This window comes from Kitasatospora sp. NPDC091335, from assembly GCF_044757205.1.
Taxonomy (GTDB): domain Bacteria; phylum Actinomycetota; class Actinomycetes; order Streptomycetales; family Streptomycetaceae; genus Kitasatospora.
The window spans coordinates 243,510-261,020 of sequence record NZ_JBIVUM010000003.1; the positions used below are offsets into that span (position 1 = coordinate 243,510).

18 protein-coding genes and 2 pseudogenes are annotated in these 17,511 nt (G+C 71.4%); 14 read left to right on the forward strand and 6 right to left on the reverse strand.

Features of this window, described 5'->3' with window-relative positions; all coding sequences use genetic code 11:
* The first annotated feature begins 117 nt into the window (after positions 1-117).
* Both secD and ACIQOW_RS09700 read left to right on the forward strand, forming a co-directional pair.
* Complete coding sequence (gene secD / locus ACIQOW_RS09695; protein ID WP_401081915.1) at positions 118-2,442, forward strand: protein translocase subunit SecD; 2,325 nt, start codon at positions 118-120, stop codon at positions 2,440-2,442.
* 257 nt (positions 2,443-2,699) lie between these two features.
* Positions 2,700-2,960, forward strand: a complete 261-nt coding sequence (locus ACIQOW_RS09700) for a hypothetical protein (RefSeq protein WP_401081918.1) — start codon at positions 2,700-2,702, stop codon at positions 2,958-2,960.
* On the opposite strand, the gene ACIQOW_RS09705 is transcribed toward ACIQOW_RS09700, so the two are convergent.
* Positions 2,942-3,535, reverse strand: a complete 594-nt coding sequence (locus tag ACIQOW_RS09705) for a DinB family protein (protein WP_401081921.1) — start codon at positions 3,533-3,535, stop codon at positions 2,942-2,944. The genes ACIQOW_RS09700 and ACIQOW_RS09705 overlap by 19 nt on opposite strands.
* A 160-nt stretch (positions 3,536-3,695) precedes the next feature.
* Positions 3,696-4,055, reverse strand: coding sequence for a hypothetical protein (locus ACIQOW_RS09710; protein ID WP_401081924.1), 360 nt, complete (start codon positions 4,053-4,055; stop codon positions 3,696-3,698).
* Between the two features lie 69 nt (positions 4,056-4,124).
* On the opposite strand from ACIQOW_RS09710, the gene ACIQOW_RS09715 reads away from it, so the two are divergent.
* Both ACIQOW_RS09715 and ACIQOW_RS09720 read left to right on the forward strand, forming a co-directional pair.
* Positions 4,125-4,607 (forward strand): Imm21 family immunity protein, encoded by a 483-nt coding sequence (locus tag ACIQOW_RS09715; protein ID WP_401081927.1) that lies wholly within the window; start codon positions 4,125-4,127, stop codon positions 4,605-4,607.
* 423 nt (positions 4,608-5,030) lie between these two features.
* Positions 5,031-5,513: a GNAT family N-acetyltransferase gene (locus ACIQOW_RS09720; protein ID WP_401081930.1), complete on the forward strand. Its 483-nt coding sequence runs from the start codon at positions 5,031-5,033 to the stop codon at positions 5,511-5,513.
* A gap of 448 nt (positions 5,514-5,961) precedes the next feature.
* On the opposite strand, the gene ACIQOW_RS09725 is transcribed toward ACIQOW_RS09720, so the two are convergent.
* Complete coding sequence (locus ACIQOW_RS09725) at positions 5,962-6,951, reverse strand: alpha/beta fold hydrolase (protein ID WP_401081933.1); 990 nt, start codon at positions 6,949-6,951, stop codon at positions 5,962-5,964.
* 158 nt (positions 6,952-7,109) lie between these two features.
* Between ACIQOW_RS09725 and ACIQOW_RS09730 the strand changes: the two genes are divergently transcribed.
* On the forward strand, positions 7,110-7,751 hold the full coding sequence (locus ACIQOW_RS09730) for a helix-turn-helix domain-containing protein (RefSeq protein WP_401081936.1): 642 nt from the start codon (positions 7,110-7,112) through the stop codon (positions 7,749-7,751).
* 204 nt (positions 7,752-7,955) lie between these two features.
* Here the strand turns inward: ACIQOW_RS09730 and ACIQOW_RS09735 are convergent, their stop codons facing one another.
* Entirely contained in the window at positions 7,956-8,717 is a 762-nt protein-coding gene (locus ACIQOW_RS09735; RefSeq protein WP_401081939.1) for a class I SAM-dependent methyltransferase, read from the reverse strand.
* 13 nt (positions 8,718-8,730) lie between these two features.
* Here ACIQOW_RS09735 and ACIQOW_RS09740 point away from each other — a divergent pair.
* Positions 8,731-8,913 (forward strand): annotated as a pseudogene (locus ACIQOW_RS09740) (calcium-binding protein); the annotation flags it as partial.
* Positions 8,914-9,581: 668 nt separating this feature from the next.
* Here the strand turns inward: ACIQOW_RS09740 and ACIQOW_RS09745 are convergent.
* Complete coding sequence (locus ACIQOW_RS09745; RefSeq protein WP_401081942.1) at positions 9,582-10,160, reverse strand: hypothetical protein; 579 nt, start codon at positions 10,158-10,160, stop codon at positions 9,582-9,584.
* A 360-nt stretch (positions 10,161-10,520) separates the two neighbouring features.
* Between ACIQOW_RS09745 and ACIQOW_RS09750 the strand changes: the two genes are divergently transcribed.
* The 4 genes from ACIQOW_RS09750 (at position 10,521) to ACIQOW_RS09765 (ending at position 13,947) form a co-directional block, all read left to right on the forward strand.
* On the forward strand, positions 10,521-11,522 hold the full coding sequence (locus tag ACIQOW_RS09750) for an ATP-binding cassette domain-containing protein (protein WP_401081945.1): 1,002 nt from the start codon (positions 10,521-10,523) through the stop codon (positions 11,520-11,522).
* Positions 11,522-12,364: an ABC transporter permease gene (locus ACIQOW_RS09755; protein WP_401081948.1), complete on the forward strand. Its 843-nt coding sequence runs from the start codon at positions 11,522-11,524 to the stop codon at positions 12,362-12,364. Before ACIQOW_RS09750 ends, ACIQOW_RS09755 begins: the two co-directional genes overlap by 1 nt.
* A gap of 71 nt (positions 12,365-12,435) precedes the next feature.
* Complete coding sequence (locus ACIQOW_RS09760) at positions 12,436-13,212, forward strand: ABC transporter permease (RefSeq protein WP_401081951.1); 777 nt, start codon at positions 12,436-12,438, stop codon at positions 13,210-13,212.
* A gap of 108 nt (positions 13,213-13,320) precedes the next feature.
* Positions 13,321-13,947, forward strand: a complete 627-nt coding sequence (locus tag ACIQOW_RS09765; protein ID WP_401081954.1) for a glycosyltransferase — start codon at positions 13,321-13,323, stop codon at positions 13,945-13,947.
* A gap of 274 nt (positions 13,948-14,221) precedes the next feature.
* On the opposite strand, the gene ACIQOW_RS09770 is transcribed toward ACIQOW_RS09765, so the two are convergent.
* Positions 14,222-14,392, reverse strand: a complete 171-nt coding sequence (locus ACIQOW_RS09770; protein WP_401081957.1) for a hypothetical protein — start codon at positions 14,390-14,392, stop codon at positions 14,222-14,224.
* 83 nt (positions 14,393-14,475) lie between these two features.
* Between ACIQOW_RS09770 and ACIQOW_RS09775 the strand changes: the two genes are divergently transcribed.
* From ACIQOW_RS09775 to ACIQOW_RS09790, 4 genes and pseudogenes are all read left to right on the forward strand, one after another.
* Positions 14,476-14,607 (forward strand): hypothetical protein, encoded by a 132-nt coding sequence (locus ACIQOW_RS09775; protein ID WP_401081960.1) that lies wholly within the window; start codon positions 14,476-14,478, stop codon positions 14,605-14,607.
* Positions 14,607-15,740 (forward strand): protein-L-isoaspartate(D-aspartate) O-methyltransferase, encoded by a 1,134-nt coding sequence (locus ACIQOW_RS09780; RefSeq protein ID WP_401081963.1) that lies wholly within the window; start codon positions 14,607-14,609, stop codon positions 15,738-15,740. The genes ACIQOW_RS09775 and ACIQOW_RS09780 overlap by 1 nt, the downstream gene beginning before the upstream one ends.
* 669 nt (positions 15,741-16,409) lie before the next feature.
* Positions 16,410-16,919: a hypothetical protein gene (locus ACIQOW_RS09785; protein WP_401081966.1), complete on the forward strand. Its 510-nt coding sequence runs from the start codon at positions 16,410-16,412 to the stop codon at positions 16,917-16,919.
* 274 nt (positions 16,920-17,193) lie between these two features.
* Positions 17,194-17,439 (forward strand): annotated as a pseudogene (locus ACIQOW_RS09790) (peptidase inhibitor family I36 protein); the annotation flags it as partial.
* Between the last annotated feature and the right edge of the window lie 72 nt (positions 17,440-17,511).

Here is a 17,511-nt window from a genome sequence, read left to right on the forward strand (position 1 = left end):
CTCCGGCCACCGTGCCCGGAGCGTTCCCGGCGGCGCGCCGTCCCCTCGCGTCCGCCCGTCCCGGGTGCGGCGTCCCCCGCGGACGCCCGGCTCCCGCGGACCGCCCGTGGAGTACCCATGCCCACTCGCCGTGCCACGTTCTGGCGCGCGCTCGTCGCGCTCGCCGTCGTCGGTGTCTCGCTCTACGTCGCCCTGACCACCCCGCCCCGCCTCGGCCTCGACCTGCGCGGCGGCACCCGGATCGTCCTGGAGACCCAGGACTCGCCCACCGTCCGCGCCGACGCGGACGCCACCGACCGGGCGCTGGAGGTGCTGCGCCGCCGGGTCGACGGCCTCGGCGTCGCCGAACCCTCGCTCGCCCGCGCCGGGGAACAGCGCATCGTCGTCGAACTCCCCGGTGTCCAGGACCCCCGCGAGGCCGCCGGGGTCATCGGCCGCACCGCCCAGCTCACCTTCCACCCCGTCACCGCCGCCGCCGACGGCCCGGCCGGCCCCCCTGCGGCGGACGGCTCCCGGGTCCTCGCCGACCCGGGCCTGCCCGGCGGCCACCTGCGGCTGGGCCCGCCGGTGCTGACCGGTGACGGCGTCAAGGACGCCTCGGCCGTCCTCGACACCCGGACGGGCCTCGGCTGGAGCATCGACCTCTCCTTCCGCGGCTCGGCCGGCGACGCCTGGGCCCGGCTCACCGGGGAGGCGGCGTGCGCCGCCCCGGCCGACCCCGCCCGCCGGGTCGCCATCGTGCTCGACGACCGCGTCCTGTCCGCCCCCGGAGTCCAGGACAGCGTGCCCTGCGGGCAGGGGATCACCGGCGGTTCGACGCAGATCACCGGCGGCTTCTCGGCCGACGAGGCCCGCGACCTCGCGGCCCTGGTGAAGGGCGGCGCCCTGCCCGTCCCGGTGACGGTGATCGAGCAGAGCACCGTCGGCCCCACCCTCGGCGCCGAGGCGATCCGGGCCAGCGCCCTGGCCGCGGTCATCGGCCTGCTCTGCACCGGGGCCTTCATCATCGCGGTGTACCGCCTGCTCGGGGTGCTGGCCACCGTCGCGCTCGCCCTCTACGGACTGATCTCGTACGCCGCCGTGGTCTCGCTCGGCGCGACGCTCACCCTGCCCGGACTGGCCGGCTTCGTGCTCGCCATCGGCATGGCGGTGGACGCCAACGTGCTGGTCTTCGAACGGGCCAGGGAGGAGTACACCGCGCCCCGGGCGGCCGGCCCGGGCAAGGAGCGCGACCTGCGGCGCCCGCTCCGCGTCGGGTTCGCGAAGGCATGGAGCGCGGTGGCCGACTCCAACGTGACGACGCTGCTCGCCGCCGGACTACTCTTCGTGTTCGCCACCGGCCCGGTCAAGGGCTTCGGGGTGACGCTCTCGATCGGCGTGCTGGCCTCGATGTTCTCGGCCATGCTGATCACCCGGCTGCTCGCCGAGTGGGCGGTGCGACGGCCGGCCGGCGCCCGGCGGCCCACCCTGACCGGCATGGCCACCGTCGGCCGGCTCCGGACCCGGCTGACCCGGCGGCCGCCCCGGCTGATGCGCCACCGGCGGCGCTGGCTGGGCGCCGGCGCAGGGCTGCTGCTGCTCGCCCTGGCCGGGATCGGCGGGCGCGGCCTGGACTTCGGCGTCGAGTTCACCGGCGGCCGGGTGGCTCAGTACACCGCCGCGCAGCGGGTCGACGCGGACGCCGCCCGTGCGGCGGTGGTCGACGCCGGGTTCCCGCAGGCCGTGGTGCAGACGACCGGCGACACCGGCGTGTCCGTCCGCACCAAGGAGACCGGCGACGACCAGCAGCAGCGCATCCGGGAGGCACTCACCGACGTCACCGGCGAGTTGTCCGTGGAACGCGACGAGCTGATCGGGCCGAGCCTCGGCAGCGAACTGCGGGGCTACGCGCTGGCCGCGCTCGGGCTCGCGGTCGCCGCCCAGCTGCTCTACCTCACGATCCGCTTCCGGTGGACCTTCGCGGCCGCCGCGGTGATCGCGATGGCACAGGACCTGCTGCTCGTCCTCGGCCTCTTCGCCTGGCTGGGCAAGCCGGTGGACAGCGTCTTCCTGGCCGCACTGCTCACCATCGTCGGGTACTCGGTCAACGACACGGTGGTGGTCCTGGACCGGCTGCGCGAGCTGCGCCGGACCGGGACGAAGGCGAGCTGGGCGGACCTCGCGGACCGCGCCGTGGCGCAGACCCTGCCCCGGACGGTGAACACCGGCATGGGGGCGCTGTTCGTCCTGGTCGCCCTGGCGGTCCTCGGCGGCGACTCGCTCGCCGACTTCTCGGTGGCGCTGCTGGCCGGGGTCCTGGTGGGCACGACGTCGACGGTGTTCACCGCGATGCCGGTGGTCGTGCTGCTCCAGGGCCGGTTCCCGGACCGGCCGCGGGAGGCCCGGGCGCCGCACGCCACGGGCCCGGCACGGCCGCGCGACCACAACGGGGCGGTGGTCTGAGCACCGCTCGCTCCGCCCCCGGAGCCCCGCCGGGGAGCGGTGCCCCGGCCGCGCGGGACGAGCCGTCGGTTCCTGTGCGCGGTGCGCCTCGGAGCCCCCTGACGAGCCGTTCCCGGTAGGCAAGGGGACAAGAAAAGGTGAAGCATGGACCCCCTGGCCGACCGGCCAGGGGGTCCATGCCGTCGGCGAGCGATCCGCCCGCAGCGTGCCGGAACAATGCAGTTGAGGCCGGAGGATCAGCCCGGCACACTCGCCCGGTGAGCCACAACGAACAAGCGGGCAGATGGGACGACGTCTTCGTGGACCTCAACGACGGAACCCGCTGGAGTGCGACCATCATCACCCTCGCTGAGGTGGAGACCATCATGGAGCGGTGGGCGGCGACCGGGGAGGCCCTCGGCGGCGCCTACTTCTCGTGCTCGGACGGCCTCATCGTCCGCGACGCCGGCATCAGCAAAATGACCCAGGTCCTCGTCGGCCTGTTCAGCGAGAAACGACCTCAGCGCTGCTTGGCCTGAGCCTCCTTGGCGGACGCCTCCAGCCGGTTCCGGTAATCCTGGTACCAGGCCTCGTCGCCGCCATCCATGTTGCTGTTGTCCTCGCGCATACCGACCGTGCCGTCGATCAGCTCGCGGACGATGTCGGCCTGGCCGGCGTGCCGGTTCGTCTCGGCCGTCATGTGCAGCATGACCAGCTGAAGCGTCACGTCTCCGCTGTCTCCCCACCACGCGACGTGGCCCATCGCGTCGAGCGGCAGCGCCTCGATCGTCGCGTCCGCGTGCGCCCAGGCTCGGCGGTAGAGGCCGAGAACGTCCTCGCGCGACTCGTCGGCGGGTGCCCACATGTCCGAGTTGGGCTCGGCGCCCTCGTCGTACCAGGGGAGGGGTTCGTCGTGCGGACGGCCGAAGGTCGGGCCGAAGTACCCGAGTTCAATGCCGGCGAGGTGCTTGACGAGGCCGAGGAGGTTGGTGCCGGTCGGCGTCAGGGGGCGACGGATGTCGTACTCGGACAACCCGTCCAGCTTCCAGACAACGGCCTTGCGGGCTTCCTTGAGGTACCGGTGCAGGTTGTCCTTGGGATCATTGGACTTCATGGGACCGAGTCTCGCACCGTCTGCCGACAGTGATCGCGTGATTTCGCCGGCCGCCCAGGATGCGTCAGCCGGCGACCGGGCCGCCTGCACCACGGACCGACCGTCCAGGGAGCCTGGGTGCGGCAGGCATCCCGGCCGGTTCCAATGCCCGACTCCACCTTCAGCGATCTTCGGCGACGGCGTGGTCCGGCATTGCCAGGAGTTCCTCCACCGTCGCCGGGCCCAACCGCCCGAGAGCGAGTGGAGCGATTTCAACCAGCACGTCGACCGGCTGCGGGTCGAACTCGGCTCCTGCGGACCGCCCTACGCCCCCACGCACGTACCGGAAGAGGACCTGCTCGCCCGCCGCGAGCCCGCCCGAACCCTGCTGTTCGCAGCTCTGCGAACTCCGGTCCAGCCGGGTGCGGGCGGCCGCCTCCCACGCGAACCCACCCGTCGGCACGGCCCAGGTCGAGTCGAACATCGCCAGCGTGGTCAGCTCCACGATGCTCATCAACGCGCCCCCGATCACCACGGGCACGAGGCTGCGGTGTCCGATGCGCCGCATAGGCTGTCGCGACGGAACGGGGATCCTGGAGCTGGAGGCGGCATGTCCTTGACGTGGCTGGAGACGGAGGGCGGCCCCTTCATCGTGGTTCCACGCGATGCCCTGTCGCACTGGTCGGGCACGGAGGGCGACTACGACCGGGCCTGCGAGGTGGTGGAACTCGTTGGTGTCCTCGACCTTCCCGATGAAGCCGAGGCGCTCGTCCTCGGGGACGAACCGCTCTCCACCGCCTACCTTCCCGGGCACCGAGTCCTCGTCCGCTGGTGCTACGCGGAAAGCGAGGAAGGTGTCGCTGACATCGTCCTGGCCGGACTTCCCGGCGCCGAGTGGGATGAAGGACCTGTCCTGAAGACCTCGGGCGAGCTCGTCATGTTCGATGCCGCCTACGTCGGCACCGAAGTCGGGACTCTCGCTGACGGCACCGTTCTCGAACTCGGCGCCGGCCGCTACCGGGTGGACTCGGCGAGCATCGAGCCCGACCACCTGACGTCCTTTCGCGTCCACCGATTCGTCGAGCTGCCCTGACCTGAGGTCGGTGCAGGGAAGATCAAGCGGCGAGGTCGGAGTTCTCCTGCCACCCGCTCAGCCTTCGCCGCGTGCCCCTCACGTGCACGTGGAAACGGCGGTTCGGAAGGCGGGCCAGGGTGGTTACTGAGCTCAGCGTTTCAGGGTGACGAGTAGTCGGAGTCGAGGCCAGCCGCTGCGCCGTCTCGGCGCTCGCCGGGCCGGCCTCTCCCTCGGCTCAGCGCGTCGTTCCGACAGGCGGCGGCAGGCGGACCCGAAAAGGTCTGCGCCCGCCGCAGGATGTCACTAATCTGCTGTGCATGGAATGCTTCGCCTCCCGGCGCATGCGCTGCTGAGGGCTCACTCGCCGCCCGCCTTCGCCGCGAGCGAGCCCGTCGATGCCTGTCCCTCCGGTTGTCGACCCCTCAGCGAGAGGCGCATTTCGTGATCATCCGCAGCTTCGAGCCGCGTGACCTTCCGCGGCTGACCGAGCTCACCATCGAGACCTTCGGGCCGTTCTACGAGGACTCCTTCCGACCGCTGGTCGGCGAGGTCGTCTTCACCCGGCAGCACGGCCAGTGGCGCGAGGACTACCACACTCTCCTCACCACGCTGCACACCCCGGAGCACAACAAGCACGCCGCCGTCGCGGACCTCGACGGACAGATCGCGGGCTATGTGGGCTGGGAGATCGACCCCGCCCGCGAGCACGGAACCATCGGCATCCTCGCCGTCGACGCGCGCCACCGTCGTGACCACCTGGCAACCGAGCTGTGCGAGCACGCCTTCGGCCACATGCGTGCCCACGGAGCCGTTTACGCCGAAATCGGAACCGGCGGCGACGAGTTCCACGCCCCGGCCAGAGCACTGTACGAAAGCCTCGGGTGCATCAAGCTGCCCGTGGCCGTGTACTTCCGCGAACTGTAGCCCCGCGACCGGAACGCCGGCCGTGCCCTCAGGGCATGGCCGGCGCGTTGGTTGGTGAGTGCCGGCGGCGCCAGGCGGCTGATGGGCTTCCAGAGGTCGACGAGAAGTGGGAGCGCCCCCGGCGCCGGGAATGGTGGTGACGCCGACTTCGGGGGCGTACCCTGCGCCGGGTTCTGGCGGCGCGGTCCTGGTAGGGACTGTTCCACGGCACCATGACGTGCGATGCCGACCCCAGCGCCCCGAGCCGATCCTCCATGCCCTCGCAGGAGTGCTGCCCCAGCTGCCGGCTGGAGGGGATGGAGGCGGGGTGGAGGCGGGTGGAGGTTCCGCCGCCCTGCTCGCGCCGGGGGGACGCGCGGCGCTGGGCGGACGTGAGGTTCGGGCGCCGCTCCGGAGTGTGTCGGCTGAGGATCTCCCGCGACGGCGCCCGGTGGGCACACCCGAGGGTTCAGCCCTGGAGGGAGGCGAGCCAGTCGGTCAGCAGGCTGTTGACCTCCTCGGGACGCTCCTGCTGGATCCAGTGTCCGCAGCCGTCCAGGATGTTGCCGGAGGCCAGGCCGGGGAGGGTGGTCGGGTAGGCGTCGATCGCGTCGGCCATCCAGGTCGTGGAGGCGTCCAGGGCGCCGCCGATGAACAGGGACGGCTGCTTGATCGGGGCGCCGGCGTACGGGGCGAGGTCCTCCCAGTCGCGGTCCATGTTGCGGTAGCGGTTGAGGGCTCCGGTCATGCCGGTGCGCTCGAACTCCGCGGCGTAGACGTCGAGGTCGTCCTCGGTCAGCCAGGCGGGCAGCTTGCCGCTGGGGAAGCGGTCGCGCAGCCGGCCGCCGGTGCGGGCCACGAAGTGGGGGTCGGGCTCGCTCGGGGCGGGCATGGTGTCGGCGGACATGGCCGCGTAGAAGCCCGCGAGCCAGCCCCGGAGGTCGGGCTCCATCTCGGCTTCGGCCCGGCCGGGCTCCTGGAAGTAGGAGACGTAGAACTCCTGGTCGCCGCCCATCCGCGCCAAGACGTCGGTGGGGCGGGGGCCGCCGGGTGGTGCGTAGGGGACGCTCAGCAGTGCGACGGCGCGGAAGACCTCGGGGTGCAGCAGGGCGGAGGCCGCGGCGATGCTGGAGCCCCAGTCGTGCCCGACGATCACCGCCCTCTCCTCGCCCAGGGCGCGTACCAGGGCGACGTTGTCCGCCACCAGGTCGAGCATCCGGTAGGCGTCGGTCGCGGCCGGCTTGGAGGAACGGCCGTAGCCGCGCACGTCGAGCGCCGCGGCCCGGTACCCCGCCGCCGCGAGGGCCGGGAGCTGGCGGCGCCAGGAGTACCAGGACTCGGGGAAGCCGTGGACGAGCAGGACCAGCGGTCCGGTGCCCTGTTCGACGAGGTGCAGGCGCCCGGCGGGTGCCTCGATGGTGCGGTGGCGCAGGTCGGCGGACGGCATGGGCGGGTGCATGGCATCTCCTCGGTTCACGGGCGGCCGCGGTTACCCATTGATCTTGTGGTGGGGCGGCCTCCCGACGCGAGCACCGTTGCCATTCTGGCAAGCTGGCAGGGCAGGGCAGGGCAGGGCTGGGCGGTGGAGGCCGCACGGCTGGAGAGAGCGGGGCGACGGTGACGGACGACGGCACAGCCGACACGCTGGCGGCCATGGGCCCCCGGCTGCGGACCGCGCGCGAGCAGCGCGGCGCCACGCTCACCGACGTCAGCCGCACGACCGGCATCTCGCCGAGCACGCTGTCGCGGATCGAGACCGGTCGGCGCAAGCCGACCCTGGAGGTGCTGCTGCAGCTCGCGAAGGTGTACAGCGTCTCCCTGGACGAGTTGGCCGGCACCGCGCCCGTCACCGCACCCGGCACCGCGCCCGGACCACGCATCCGGACGCCGCAGGGTACCGGCGGCGACAAGGTGGTGCTGCCGTTGACCCGGTACGTGGGGGGCCTGCACGCCCACAAGCACGTCCTGCCCGCCGTCGACGCGCCGCCGTCGCGGCCGCGGCAGGTCTCCCACGACGGGTATGAATGGCTGTGCGTCCTGTACGGGCGGCTGTGGCTGGCGCTCGGCGAGCAGGACCTCGTCCTGAGCGCCGGGGAGACGGCTGAGTTCGACACCCGCACCGCCCACGGAGTCGCGAACGCCGAACCCGGCGGGCCGGTCGAATACCTGATCATGTTCGGGCCGCAGGGAGAGCGCCTACGACCGCGCACCCGCGCGTCCGGATCACGTCGCGGGCCCGGACCGCGCCGGTCCGGATAGAACCGGTGATTGGCACGACTCACGTATGAAGGCAACTCGAAGTAGGTCGTTGGCCGCCCCGGTCTGGGCGGGAATGGCGGCGCGGCCGGCCTCGCGCGGCTCCTGAAGGCCGGAATGGGGCATGGCCCCCCGTCCTGTCCGCGAGCCGGTGCGGGCACCACCGAGGCGGGGCAGCCCGCCGTCGGCCGGTGGACCGTTGCCTCCTCAGTTCGCGGGGCGGTGTCCGGAGGTGGCGACGACGGCGATGGGGAAGGAGAGGTGGCCGGGGTCATCGATCTCCTCCAGGCCGGCGTGCACGTCGGCCTCTCTGAGCAGTCCGGTGCTGACGAGTCGGGGGGCGACCGCCTGAATGGTCAGCCGGGAGAACTCGGCGATCGGTGATCCGGCGTGGAAGGCGGGAAGGTCCGCTTCGGACCGTACGTGCTCGTAGCCGGTGTCGCGCATGGCGGCCGCCACCCGCACACCCCAGGTGTCGTCCATTCCGAAGGATGTGGCGAGGGAAGCCCACCAGGCGTCGATGACCCGCCTGAGCGGGGAGGACGCGGGCAGTCCGTGCCGAGGGAAGTGGACGAGGTCCTCCACCAGGAGCACCCCGCCCGGGGCCAGCCATGGCAGCATCCGCTGGATGATCCGCTCGCGTTGAGGCAGGTGCATGAGCACGGCGCGCGCGTGGATCAACTGGAAGGCCCCCTCCGGGAAGGCGTCCTCCGTGACGTCGTGCACCAGCACCGCGAGGTTGGCCGGCACCGGTTCCCGGACCAATGCCACGTCCAGGTCGGTCGCGGTGACACTCCCCCGGTGACAACGCGCGGCCATCCAGTGGGCGACGGTGCCGGCGCCGATCTCCAGACAGGACCAGTCGGGCGCGATCTCGGCGGCTTCCAGCCGTCGCCGGGTCTGCGGGTCGAAGGCGCGGCTCAGGGCGTCGAGGCGGGCCCTCTCCTCGGGGCGCCGGTGCGTCAGCACGTCGGGGACCCGCTTCCTCGACCTGATGATCGCATGGGGTTTCGACGCACCCAACATCCACGCGCTGTTCGACGCGTTCGAACCGGATGCCGCCGACCGGATCACGGTGACCGCCTGGGCCGACGGCATCCGCGACTACTACACGCCCGGTCTGGCCGGCATCCCCGGCGACCGCCTGGTCTCGCTGCCGGTCTGACCCGGCCACCGCACGGGAGGGCGGACACGCGGCCCGCTCCGTCCGAAGCCGACTGCCGTCCAGCTGGCGGGACGATCTCCTGCCCCCCGGCGGACCCGGCTCCTGGAGATCCCGTCGCCTACCACGCCGCCACACAGCGAAGCGACGAACTCTCTGACGGGCAAGGCCGATCGGGCTGTTCTCCGGTCAACTGCCCGTACAGCGGCGCGACCACCGCGCTGGGGGAGGCCCGAGGCCGCCCCCGGGAAACGCGGTAGCGTCACCGGATCCGGCGGAGCCGCCATCCGTTTCTCCGCCTGACCGCCAGACGGGCCTCAGCCTCCCACTCCGGGTGGTGCGTGCACTCTGGCGGAGGGTTACGGGTGTTGGCGAGCACCGTGTCGAGTCGGTCGCGTGCCGCGGCGAGGTCGGTGATCCGTTCGCTGATCCGGGCGCGTTCGGCCTCCAGGTGGTCCAGGAGCCCCGGCGCCGCTGTCCCGGAGTCCACACAAGGCAGCACCTCGCGCCTACGACTCGCCTCCGACCCCGCTGAGCTGTCCGGCTCCACGACCCCCGGCCGGCCCCGAGGCCGGGTGCGCCAAGCACCGAGTCGGGGAGGTGTTCGCGGCGCCGGGCCGCCGGCACGAGCGCGCGAGGCGCGCCTCCGGTGGGGTCCGCCCCGTTGCGGCCTACGGTTCACAGTGGCTTTCCCTGATGTGCCGCAGCTCGGCCAGGCTGCGTGTGGCCTCGCGCAGCCTGGCCCGCCGCAGCTCGGTGGCGTCGGGAACCGGTGTGCCACGGAGCGTCTTGTTCTCGATGCCGGAGCCCAGTTGGCCCCACAGCTCGGCCACGATCGCCACCAGGACGTGAATCAGCTCCTCCGACTCCGCGACGCCTGCCTCGGCCAGCTGCTGGGCGTGCCTGGCCCGGTCGAGCGCCTGCTGCACCATCGACCGTTCCGCCGCCGGTGACGGGTACGCCGCAGCCGCCTGGACCGCCTGTTCGTGCAGGTGGCCGGCCTGGGTGAGCAGCTCCTTCCGGGCAGACGGGTCCTTCGTGAGGTCATGGACCAACTGCTGGAGCAGGTCCCAGGGAATGTCCTTCCCCGCGGAGCGGTACTCGCTCCACGTGGTCCTGCCCGCCGGATACCGCTGGGCGAGTTCACGGACGGTGAGTCCGGAGGTCAGCTGGCGCACGAACCGGGCCAGCGCGTCGGCCTGCTCGGTCTCTCCCTTGAGTCGCCCCTGGGGGCGGCCGGTGCTTCCCACTCTTCGCTCCCGTCTGTCCGCGGCCAAGTCGGGTTGTCCGCAGTTCACTTGGGACTCAGCCGTTTTTTGTAGACGGACAATTAAGCATGGGCAACTCTGGGATCTCCACCTGGTCTTCGGACAACTTGCCGGAGTTCTTCACGGAGAGCGCTGCACCCGCCGGCGAAGGGCCCGTCGAACCGCTCACAGGGGACCTCATCGCCGCGGTCGTCTCCACGCGTGCCCGCCTCGGTCCGGCGGGCACCTTCGCCATGGAATACGGCACCCGCCCGGGATGCGAGCCCGGCTGCCGGGGATGGCCCGCGACCGACCGGAACGTCCCTCCCGTTCGGCCGTCCGTTGTCAAAGGAAGGGTGTCGTGTGTCGCTGATCGAAGTGGCGGGCCTGGTCAAGGAGTTCCGGAGGCCCAAGAGGATCGACGGGCCGTTCGGCGGCCTGCGGACCCTGCTCACCCGCCAGTACACGAGCAAGCTCGCCGTCGACGGCATCGAATTCTCGATCGGTGAAGGGGAGTTGGTCGGGTACCTGGGGCCCAACGGCGCCGGCAAGTCGACGACCGTCAAGATGCTCGCCGGGATTCTGCGGCCCACCGCCGGGCACCTGGAGGTCGCCGGGGTCGTTCCCTGGCGCGAGCGCGAGCGGCACGCCCGCAACATCGGCGTCGTCTTCGGCCAGCGCAGCCAGCTGTGGTGGGACCTTCCGCTGCGGGACTCCCTGGAGACGGTGGGCAGGCTCTACGGAGTGGAGCGAACCCGCTACCGGCGGAACATCACCCACTTCACGGACATGCTGATGCTGGGCCCGTTCCTGGACACGCCGGTGCGTCAGCTGTCCCTCGGGCAGCGCATGCGCGGAGACCTCGCCGCCGCGATGTTGCCCGAGCCGCGGATCCTCTTCCTCGACGAACCCACCATCGGGCTGGACATCATCGCCAGGGAACGCATGCGCGAGTTCATCGCCACCCAGAACCGGGTGCACGGCACCAGCGTGGTCCTGACCACCCACGACCTCGGCGACGTCGAGCGGCTGTGCACTCGTATCATCCTCATCGACGGAGGCCGGGTGCTCTACGACGGCGCCGTCGACGAGCTCAAGACTCAGTTCGCGCCGCACCGGGAACTGGTGTTCCACCTCGCCGAAGGCACCACGTGGCAGGGCGTCGACCTGCCCGGCGTCGAGTGCGTGCGGTCCGGTGCCGCCGAACCCGGGGTCGTCTCACTCCGCTTCGCTCCGAAGGAAACCCAGAGCCCGGAGATCATCGCCGCCGTACTGGCCCGGCACCGCGTCACGGACCTGTCGATCACCGAGTCGGCCCTCGAGGGTGTCATCCACCGGATCTACTCCGGAAGCGAGGGCGGGTGATGAGGCCCTCGGCCCGGCTGGGACCGCGTCAGCGCCTGGCGGCGTACACCGCCCTGGCCCGTGTCCAGGCGCGCAGCCAGTACGCCTACCGGAGCGACGTCCTCTTCGGCCTGGCGGGCCTGTTGCTCCAGATCTACATGCTTCGTCTGGTGTGGACCGCCGTCTACCCCCGCTCGGGAAGCGCGACTGTGGAGGGGGGACACGAGATCACCCTCGCCACCCAGATCACCTACGTCGTCCTGGCCTCGGTGCAGTCCTGGCTCACGGATTCCGGGGGACTGTCGACGCTCCAACTACGGGTGCGGGAGGGCGTCGTGGCCCTGGATCTCGCCCGCCCCGTCCGCTTCACCTCCCAGATGATCGCCGCCAGGGCCGGCAGCACCCTCGCCATGGTTCCGTTCGTGGCCGTCGCGCTGGTCTTCTCCGTGCTGGCGGGCGGCGCGCAGGCCCCCGCCTCCGCCACGGCGATGCTCGCCTACGTCGTCAGCCTGGTTCCCGCCTACAGCAGCGCCCTCCTGCTGGGCGTGATCGTCGGCATGATCTCGTTCTGGACCCTGGAACTGGACGGGGTCTACTCCGTCTACCTGATGACGGCGCGCTTCTTCTCCGGGGCCCTGGTGCCGTTGTGGTTCATGCCCGACTGGCTGGCCGACGTGACCCGCCTGCTGCCCTTCCAGACCATGGTCTACATCCCCACTGCCCTGTACCTCGGCCAGATGCACGGGACCCGCGACATCCTGCAGGCACTGGCCGTCCAGTGCGCCTGGGCCATCGCGCTGTGGCTGGTCCTGAGACTGGTGTGGCTCAGGGCCCTGCGACGCGTCGTCGTGCAGGGGGGGTGACCATGACGCCCCCGGGAGACTCCGCGCCCTGTTCCGCCGCCCGTCCTGTCCCACGTCCGCTCGCGTTCCGGTTGCTGCTGCACGTGGCCCTGAAGGCCCAGCTCCAGTACCGCGGGAACCTCCTGGTCGGCTGCGTCGGCGGTGCCGCCTTCCAAGGAGTGGGTCTCGTTTTCATCTGGGTCGTCTCCACCCGTTTCGGGACGGTCGGCGGATGGTCCATGGCGGAGATCTGCCTGTTGTACGGCATGCGCCTGACATCGCACGGCCTCTGGGTGGTACCGGGCAACCAGCTCTTCTATCTCGACCTCACCATTCGCACCGGCGAGTTCGACCGCTACCTGGTCCGCCCCACCGGGGTCCTGCTGCAACTGCTCTGCCGACAGGCGCACCTGCCGGCGGTCGGTGACCTGCTGACCGGGGCCGCCATCCTCGCCGGCGCCGTCTGGAACCTCGACCCGCTGCACTCGGCGACGGCCCTCCTCTACCTCGTGCCGGCCCTGGTGGGTGGCGCGATGGTCGAGGGCGCCGTCCAGATCGGTATCAGCGCGCTGTCCTTCCGAACCCTTTCCAACCGCTCCCTGCGTTCGGTGGTCGACAACGTCATGAACACCTTCGGGGGCTACCCGCTCACGGTCTTCCCCGGGCCCACCCGCTTCGTACTCACCTTCCTCGTGCCTGTCGCCTTCGTGGCCTACCTGCCGGCGACCGCGTTGATCGGCAGGGCCGGTGACCTCCGTGTCCCGCTCTGGCTCGTCCTGGCCTCGCCGTGCGCCGGGCCGCTGCTGCTGTGGCTCGCGCTGGTGTTCTGGCGGTCGCAGGCCGCCTTGTACTCCAGTTCCGGGACATGAGGATCCTGCAAGTGCACGCCGCCCCGCGGGCGTTCCCGTGGGGCGGACGAAACGCGCCGTCCTTCCGGTCGGGGCGAATCCTCCGGAAACGGAAGAGAGGACCATCACGTGTCGATACCCCGGGTTTTCCACCAGGTCTGGATGGGCGGTCCGATGCCGGAGCGGTTCCGCGCCTACTCCCGCAGTTGGCAGCACCACCACCCCGACTGGGAGTACCGGCTGTGGACCGAGGACGACCTCGACCCCTCCCGTTCCGGCTTCCTCACCAATGGTGACGCGTTCGTCGCGCTGGACAGCTGGTCGGAGAAGTCCGACGTGGCACGGTACGAGATCCTGCTGCGCCACGGCGGCATCTACATCGACACCGACTTCGAGTGCCTGCGCCCCCTGGACCGTCTCCTCGGGGAACTGGATGTCTTCGCCGCCAGTGAGGACGGCGTACACGTGTCGACGGGCATCATGGGTGCGGTGCCCGACCACCCGTTCATGGCCGCCTGTGTGCAGGAACTGCCCCTCAGGGTCAAGGAGTTCGCCGATGCGAATGCGGCGTTGAAGACCGGTCCCGGACTGGCCACCACCGTCTACAAGCGGCTGTCGGAGGAGGCCGGCCGATCGGCGATCACGGTTTTCCCGAGCGAACTGTTCTATCCGTACGGATTCAACGAGAAACACCGGGCGGGCGAGGAGTTCCCCGACGCCTACGGCGTCCACCACTGGGCCGCCAGCTGGATGTAGCGAACCGGCGTGGCCCGAAGCCGGGGGACGGCCGAGGACCCCTCCGTGGGCATCTCCGCAGCCGGCGCCGCGCCATGGGAGACGTGGCCTGACCACGTGGCCTGACCCTGTGATCAGGCCACCGAGCCCGACGACGCCCAGGAGATCCGGGCGAACACCGCGCGAGGCACATCAGGTGCCGGCCGCCGCAAGGTACGCAGGACCGGCAGGGAGCGCCATTCCGAGCATGTGATGCTCCCCCGCCGGAGCTTGCGGCGGTAGCCGCCTCACCCGGCTACGGTTCGAGGCCTTCGAGCCAGGCGACCACGGTCAGGGACCGTTGCAGGTGCGGGTCGAAGGCCTTCGGGTTCGCGTCGGCCAGCATGCGGTAGTGGCGGACGGCTTCTTCGCTGGCGGCCAGGCCTTCGGCCCGCCGGCCCATCTCGCCCGGCGGCAGCGGATCCACAACCGTCCCATTCACTTTGAGTGTCGGATCGACTACGCTCCGCCCAGCGGATCTTCGGAGCGTCATGCAGGAGGAGGAGCACCGTGGGCGACGAGAACAAGGGCGGTCCGAACGACGGCAAGGGCGGCTCTCACGCCAAGCCCGGCGGCCCTCGGATCGGCCCGATGCCGAACCCGGACGGGCAGGGGCCGGCTCCCGATCCGAAGCACAAGTGATGGCCGCCGGCGTGCAGGCCCGGCTGATCGACCAGTTGGAGGCCTCGGGCGCGCTGACCCCGGACTGGCGGGAGGCCTTCCTCGCCGTCGGCCGCCACCTGTTCCTCCCGGACCTCTTCTGGGCGAGCACCAGTGACGGCTACGAGCGCTGCGACCGGGCTAAGACTCCCGAGCGGTGGTTCGAGCTCGCGTGCTCCGACGTGGCGATCGTGACGCAGTGGGATGACGGTGCGGACGGCGGGCCGCGGGAGCCGACGTCCTCGGTGTCCATGCCGACGATGGTGGCCTCCATGCTGCGCGACCTGGACGTCCACGAAGGCCACAAGGTCTGGGAGGGCGGGACGGGCCCGGGCTGGAACGCCGCACTGCTGGCCCGGCGCCAGGGTGCGCACAACGTGGTGACCGTGGAGCTGGACCCGGAGGTCGCCGCCCAGGCCGCGGCGAACTTCCGGGTTCTCGACGCCGTCCCGACCGCGGTGGTGGGCGACGCGGCGGACGGGTACCCGCCGGAGGCCCCGTACGACCGGGGGATCCTCACCTGCTCGGTGCGGGAGGTCCCCGCAGCCGTGATCGGACAGATCCGGCCGCAGGGCGTGCTGGTGCTGCCCTTCTCGCCGCTGTTCGGGGGCGGAGCGGTGGCCCGCCTGGCCGTGGCCGGCGACAGCGCCGAGGGCCCGTTCACCGGCTCCTCGGCGTTCATGCGGATGCGGCAGCAGCGCTACCAGGCTCCGCCCGTCGACGACTACCTGCCCGGTGACTGGCCCGGGGATGCGGTGCAGGAGTTCACCGATCTCAGCCCGCTGAGCGTCGTCGACGACTGGCTGGCGTCCTTCGTCGTGGGTTTGGGCGTGCCCGACGTGTACTACCGGCGCAGCGACGGCGACGGGATGACCACCCTGTGGTTGTTCGACACGGGCGTCACGTCGTGGGCGACGGTCGACTACGTGGACGGCGCGGAACGGTACGAGGTTCGGCAGTCGGGTCCTCGCCGGGTGTGGTCGGAGGTCGAGGACGTCGTCCGGTGGTGGGAGAAGGCGGGCCGGCCGGGCTTCGAACGGTTCGGGCTGACCGTGGACGGGGAGCACCGGGCGTGGCTGGACGAGCCGGCGAACCTGATTCCGGCCACACGGTGACCGTCTGATCTGGTGCCAGCTCCCTGACCCGCGGCTTCAGCTGCGGGCCAGGACGCACTCCCGCACGCACCGCTCGCATGGCGCTGCGGGCCGCCGGCCGGCCCGTGCCGGGCTGCGGGGTGGATCAGCTCGCGTCCGATGGCGTCGCGCTCACCGGCCGGCCCGTGCCTGTTCCCGGGGCCAGGGAACAGGCACGAGCGCGCGGTCGCGGGGGCGGGGTTGAAGCTGTCTCCGGGCGCACGGGCCGGCCCCGTCGTGACCTGCGAGGCTTCGGGCGTGACCCATTCCGCGGGGCAGGCGCGCTACCGGCGGCCGACGATCGCTTCGGCGGCCGTGTGGCGGGAGGACGGATCCTCGGGGCCGCCCGGCGTCCTGGTCACGATCGAGTCGGGGGTGAAGTTGCTGGTCCTCCGCGCGGCTGACCGGAACACACTCAGGAGGGACAGAAAGGGGCGGAACCCGCTTTCGCCTGCGCGGGCCGATCCAGGGACTCTACGGTGTCCACAGCTGCATGACCACAGGTCAGGCACTCAAGGAGTGGGTGAGGCAGAACCGCACCGGTCCTGGCCGTCGGCCGGTCGACCTGCCGCCTGTAGCGGGGCAAGCCTGCCCTCCACCGACCGTTCACCGCGCACCTGGCGGCCACCGATCATGAGGAGAACCGACGACATGACCATCGACAAGCCTGCCCTCGGCAACGCGGTGAAGGCGGTCATCGCCGCCGCGCACGCCGACGACCCGGCGGCTCTGTACCAGGCGGTCATGCCGCCGGGAGGCACGGATACACCTCCGGCCGAGGCCACGACCTGGTTCGGGTCGCTCCTCATCCGACTGGCGCTCGTCGCTGCGGCCTCTTCGGACCTGGATCGGGGCTGCCCCCGGGAGGCCGTCTCGGGGTGGGTCGGAGAGGTGTTGGGCCCGCCGCCCACCCCGGCGCTGCTGCGGGCCGCGGATCCCGGCCGCATCGACCACGTCGAAGCGGCGAACGCCGCGGCGGACTACTCCCGGAGCCGCGAGTACGCCGTCGACCTGATCCGGGTGGGCTTGACCGAGCCGGATCAGGACCGGGACGAACGAGGCGTCGAAGCCCACTGCGCGGTGACGAACGACAAGAACATCCGGATCATCGTGATGGCGCTACTCGGCCGACTCGCCACCGCTCCGGGCGGGCAGGGTTGACGGTGCCTGCCGTGCCGCTGGCGCGAAGACGGCCCGGTCCCTGTGCCCGCGGTGGATCCGCTACGTCGACTGCGAAGCCCAGCGGACGGAAGAGACCTGGCCGTTGTGCCCGTCCGACGCGTTCGTCTCCGTGAACGGAGCTGCCGGCGGCCGAACTTCGCCGAGACAGACCAGCGGGCCGGCGTCTCCTGGGGCGCCGGCGTTTGCCGCCTCGACAGTGCAGGCGGAAAACCGGGCCGCCGACACCTACCTCACATCCGGGTAGGGCAAGACCGCCTGCCCGTCGGGCCGGCTGTGCCTCTACAAGGACATCAACTACAACGGGGAGGCAGCGCTCCGATCCCGGTCACCCGCGCCAAGGTGTCCTCCCTGCAGTTCCTCTCGTAGGCTCCAATCCCCTGCCGCACCGGCCTCGCGGGGTCGGTGCGGCCGAAGTGCGCTGGGCGATGGACGAGTGCTTCCAGGCCGCCGCCCGCGGCTGCCAACGCCGGCTGCACACCATCGACGGACAGCCCGGTGAAGACCGCCCCTGATCCGGCACCAGCCCGCCACACCCACCACGCGCAGCCTCTGAGCAGGCAAAGCGTAGTAC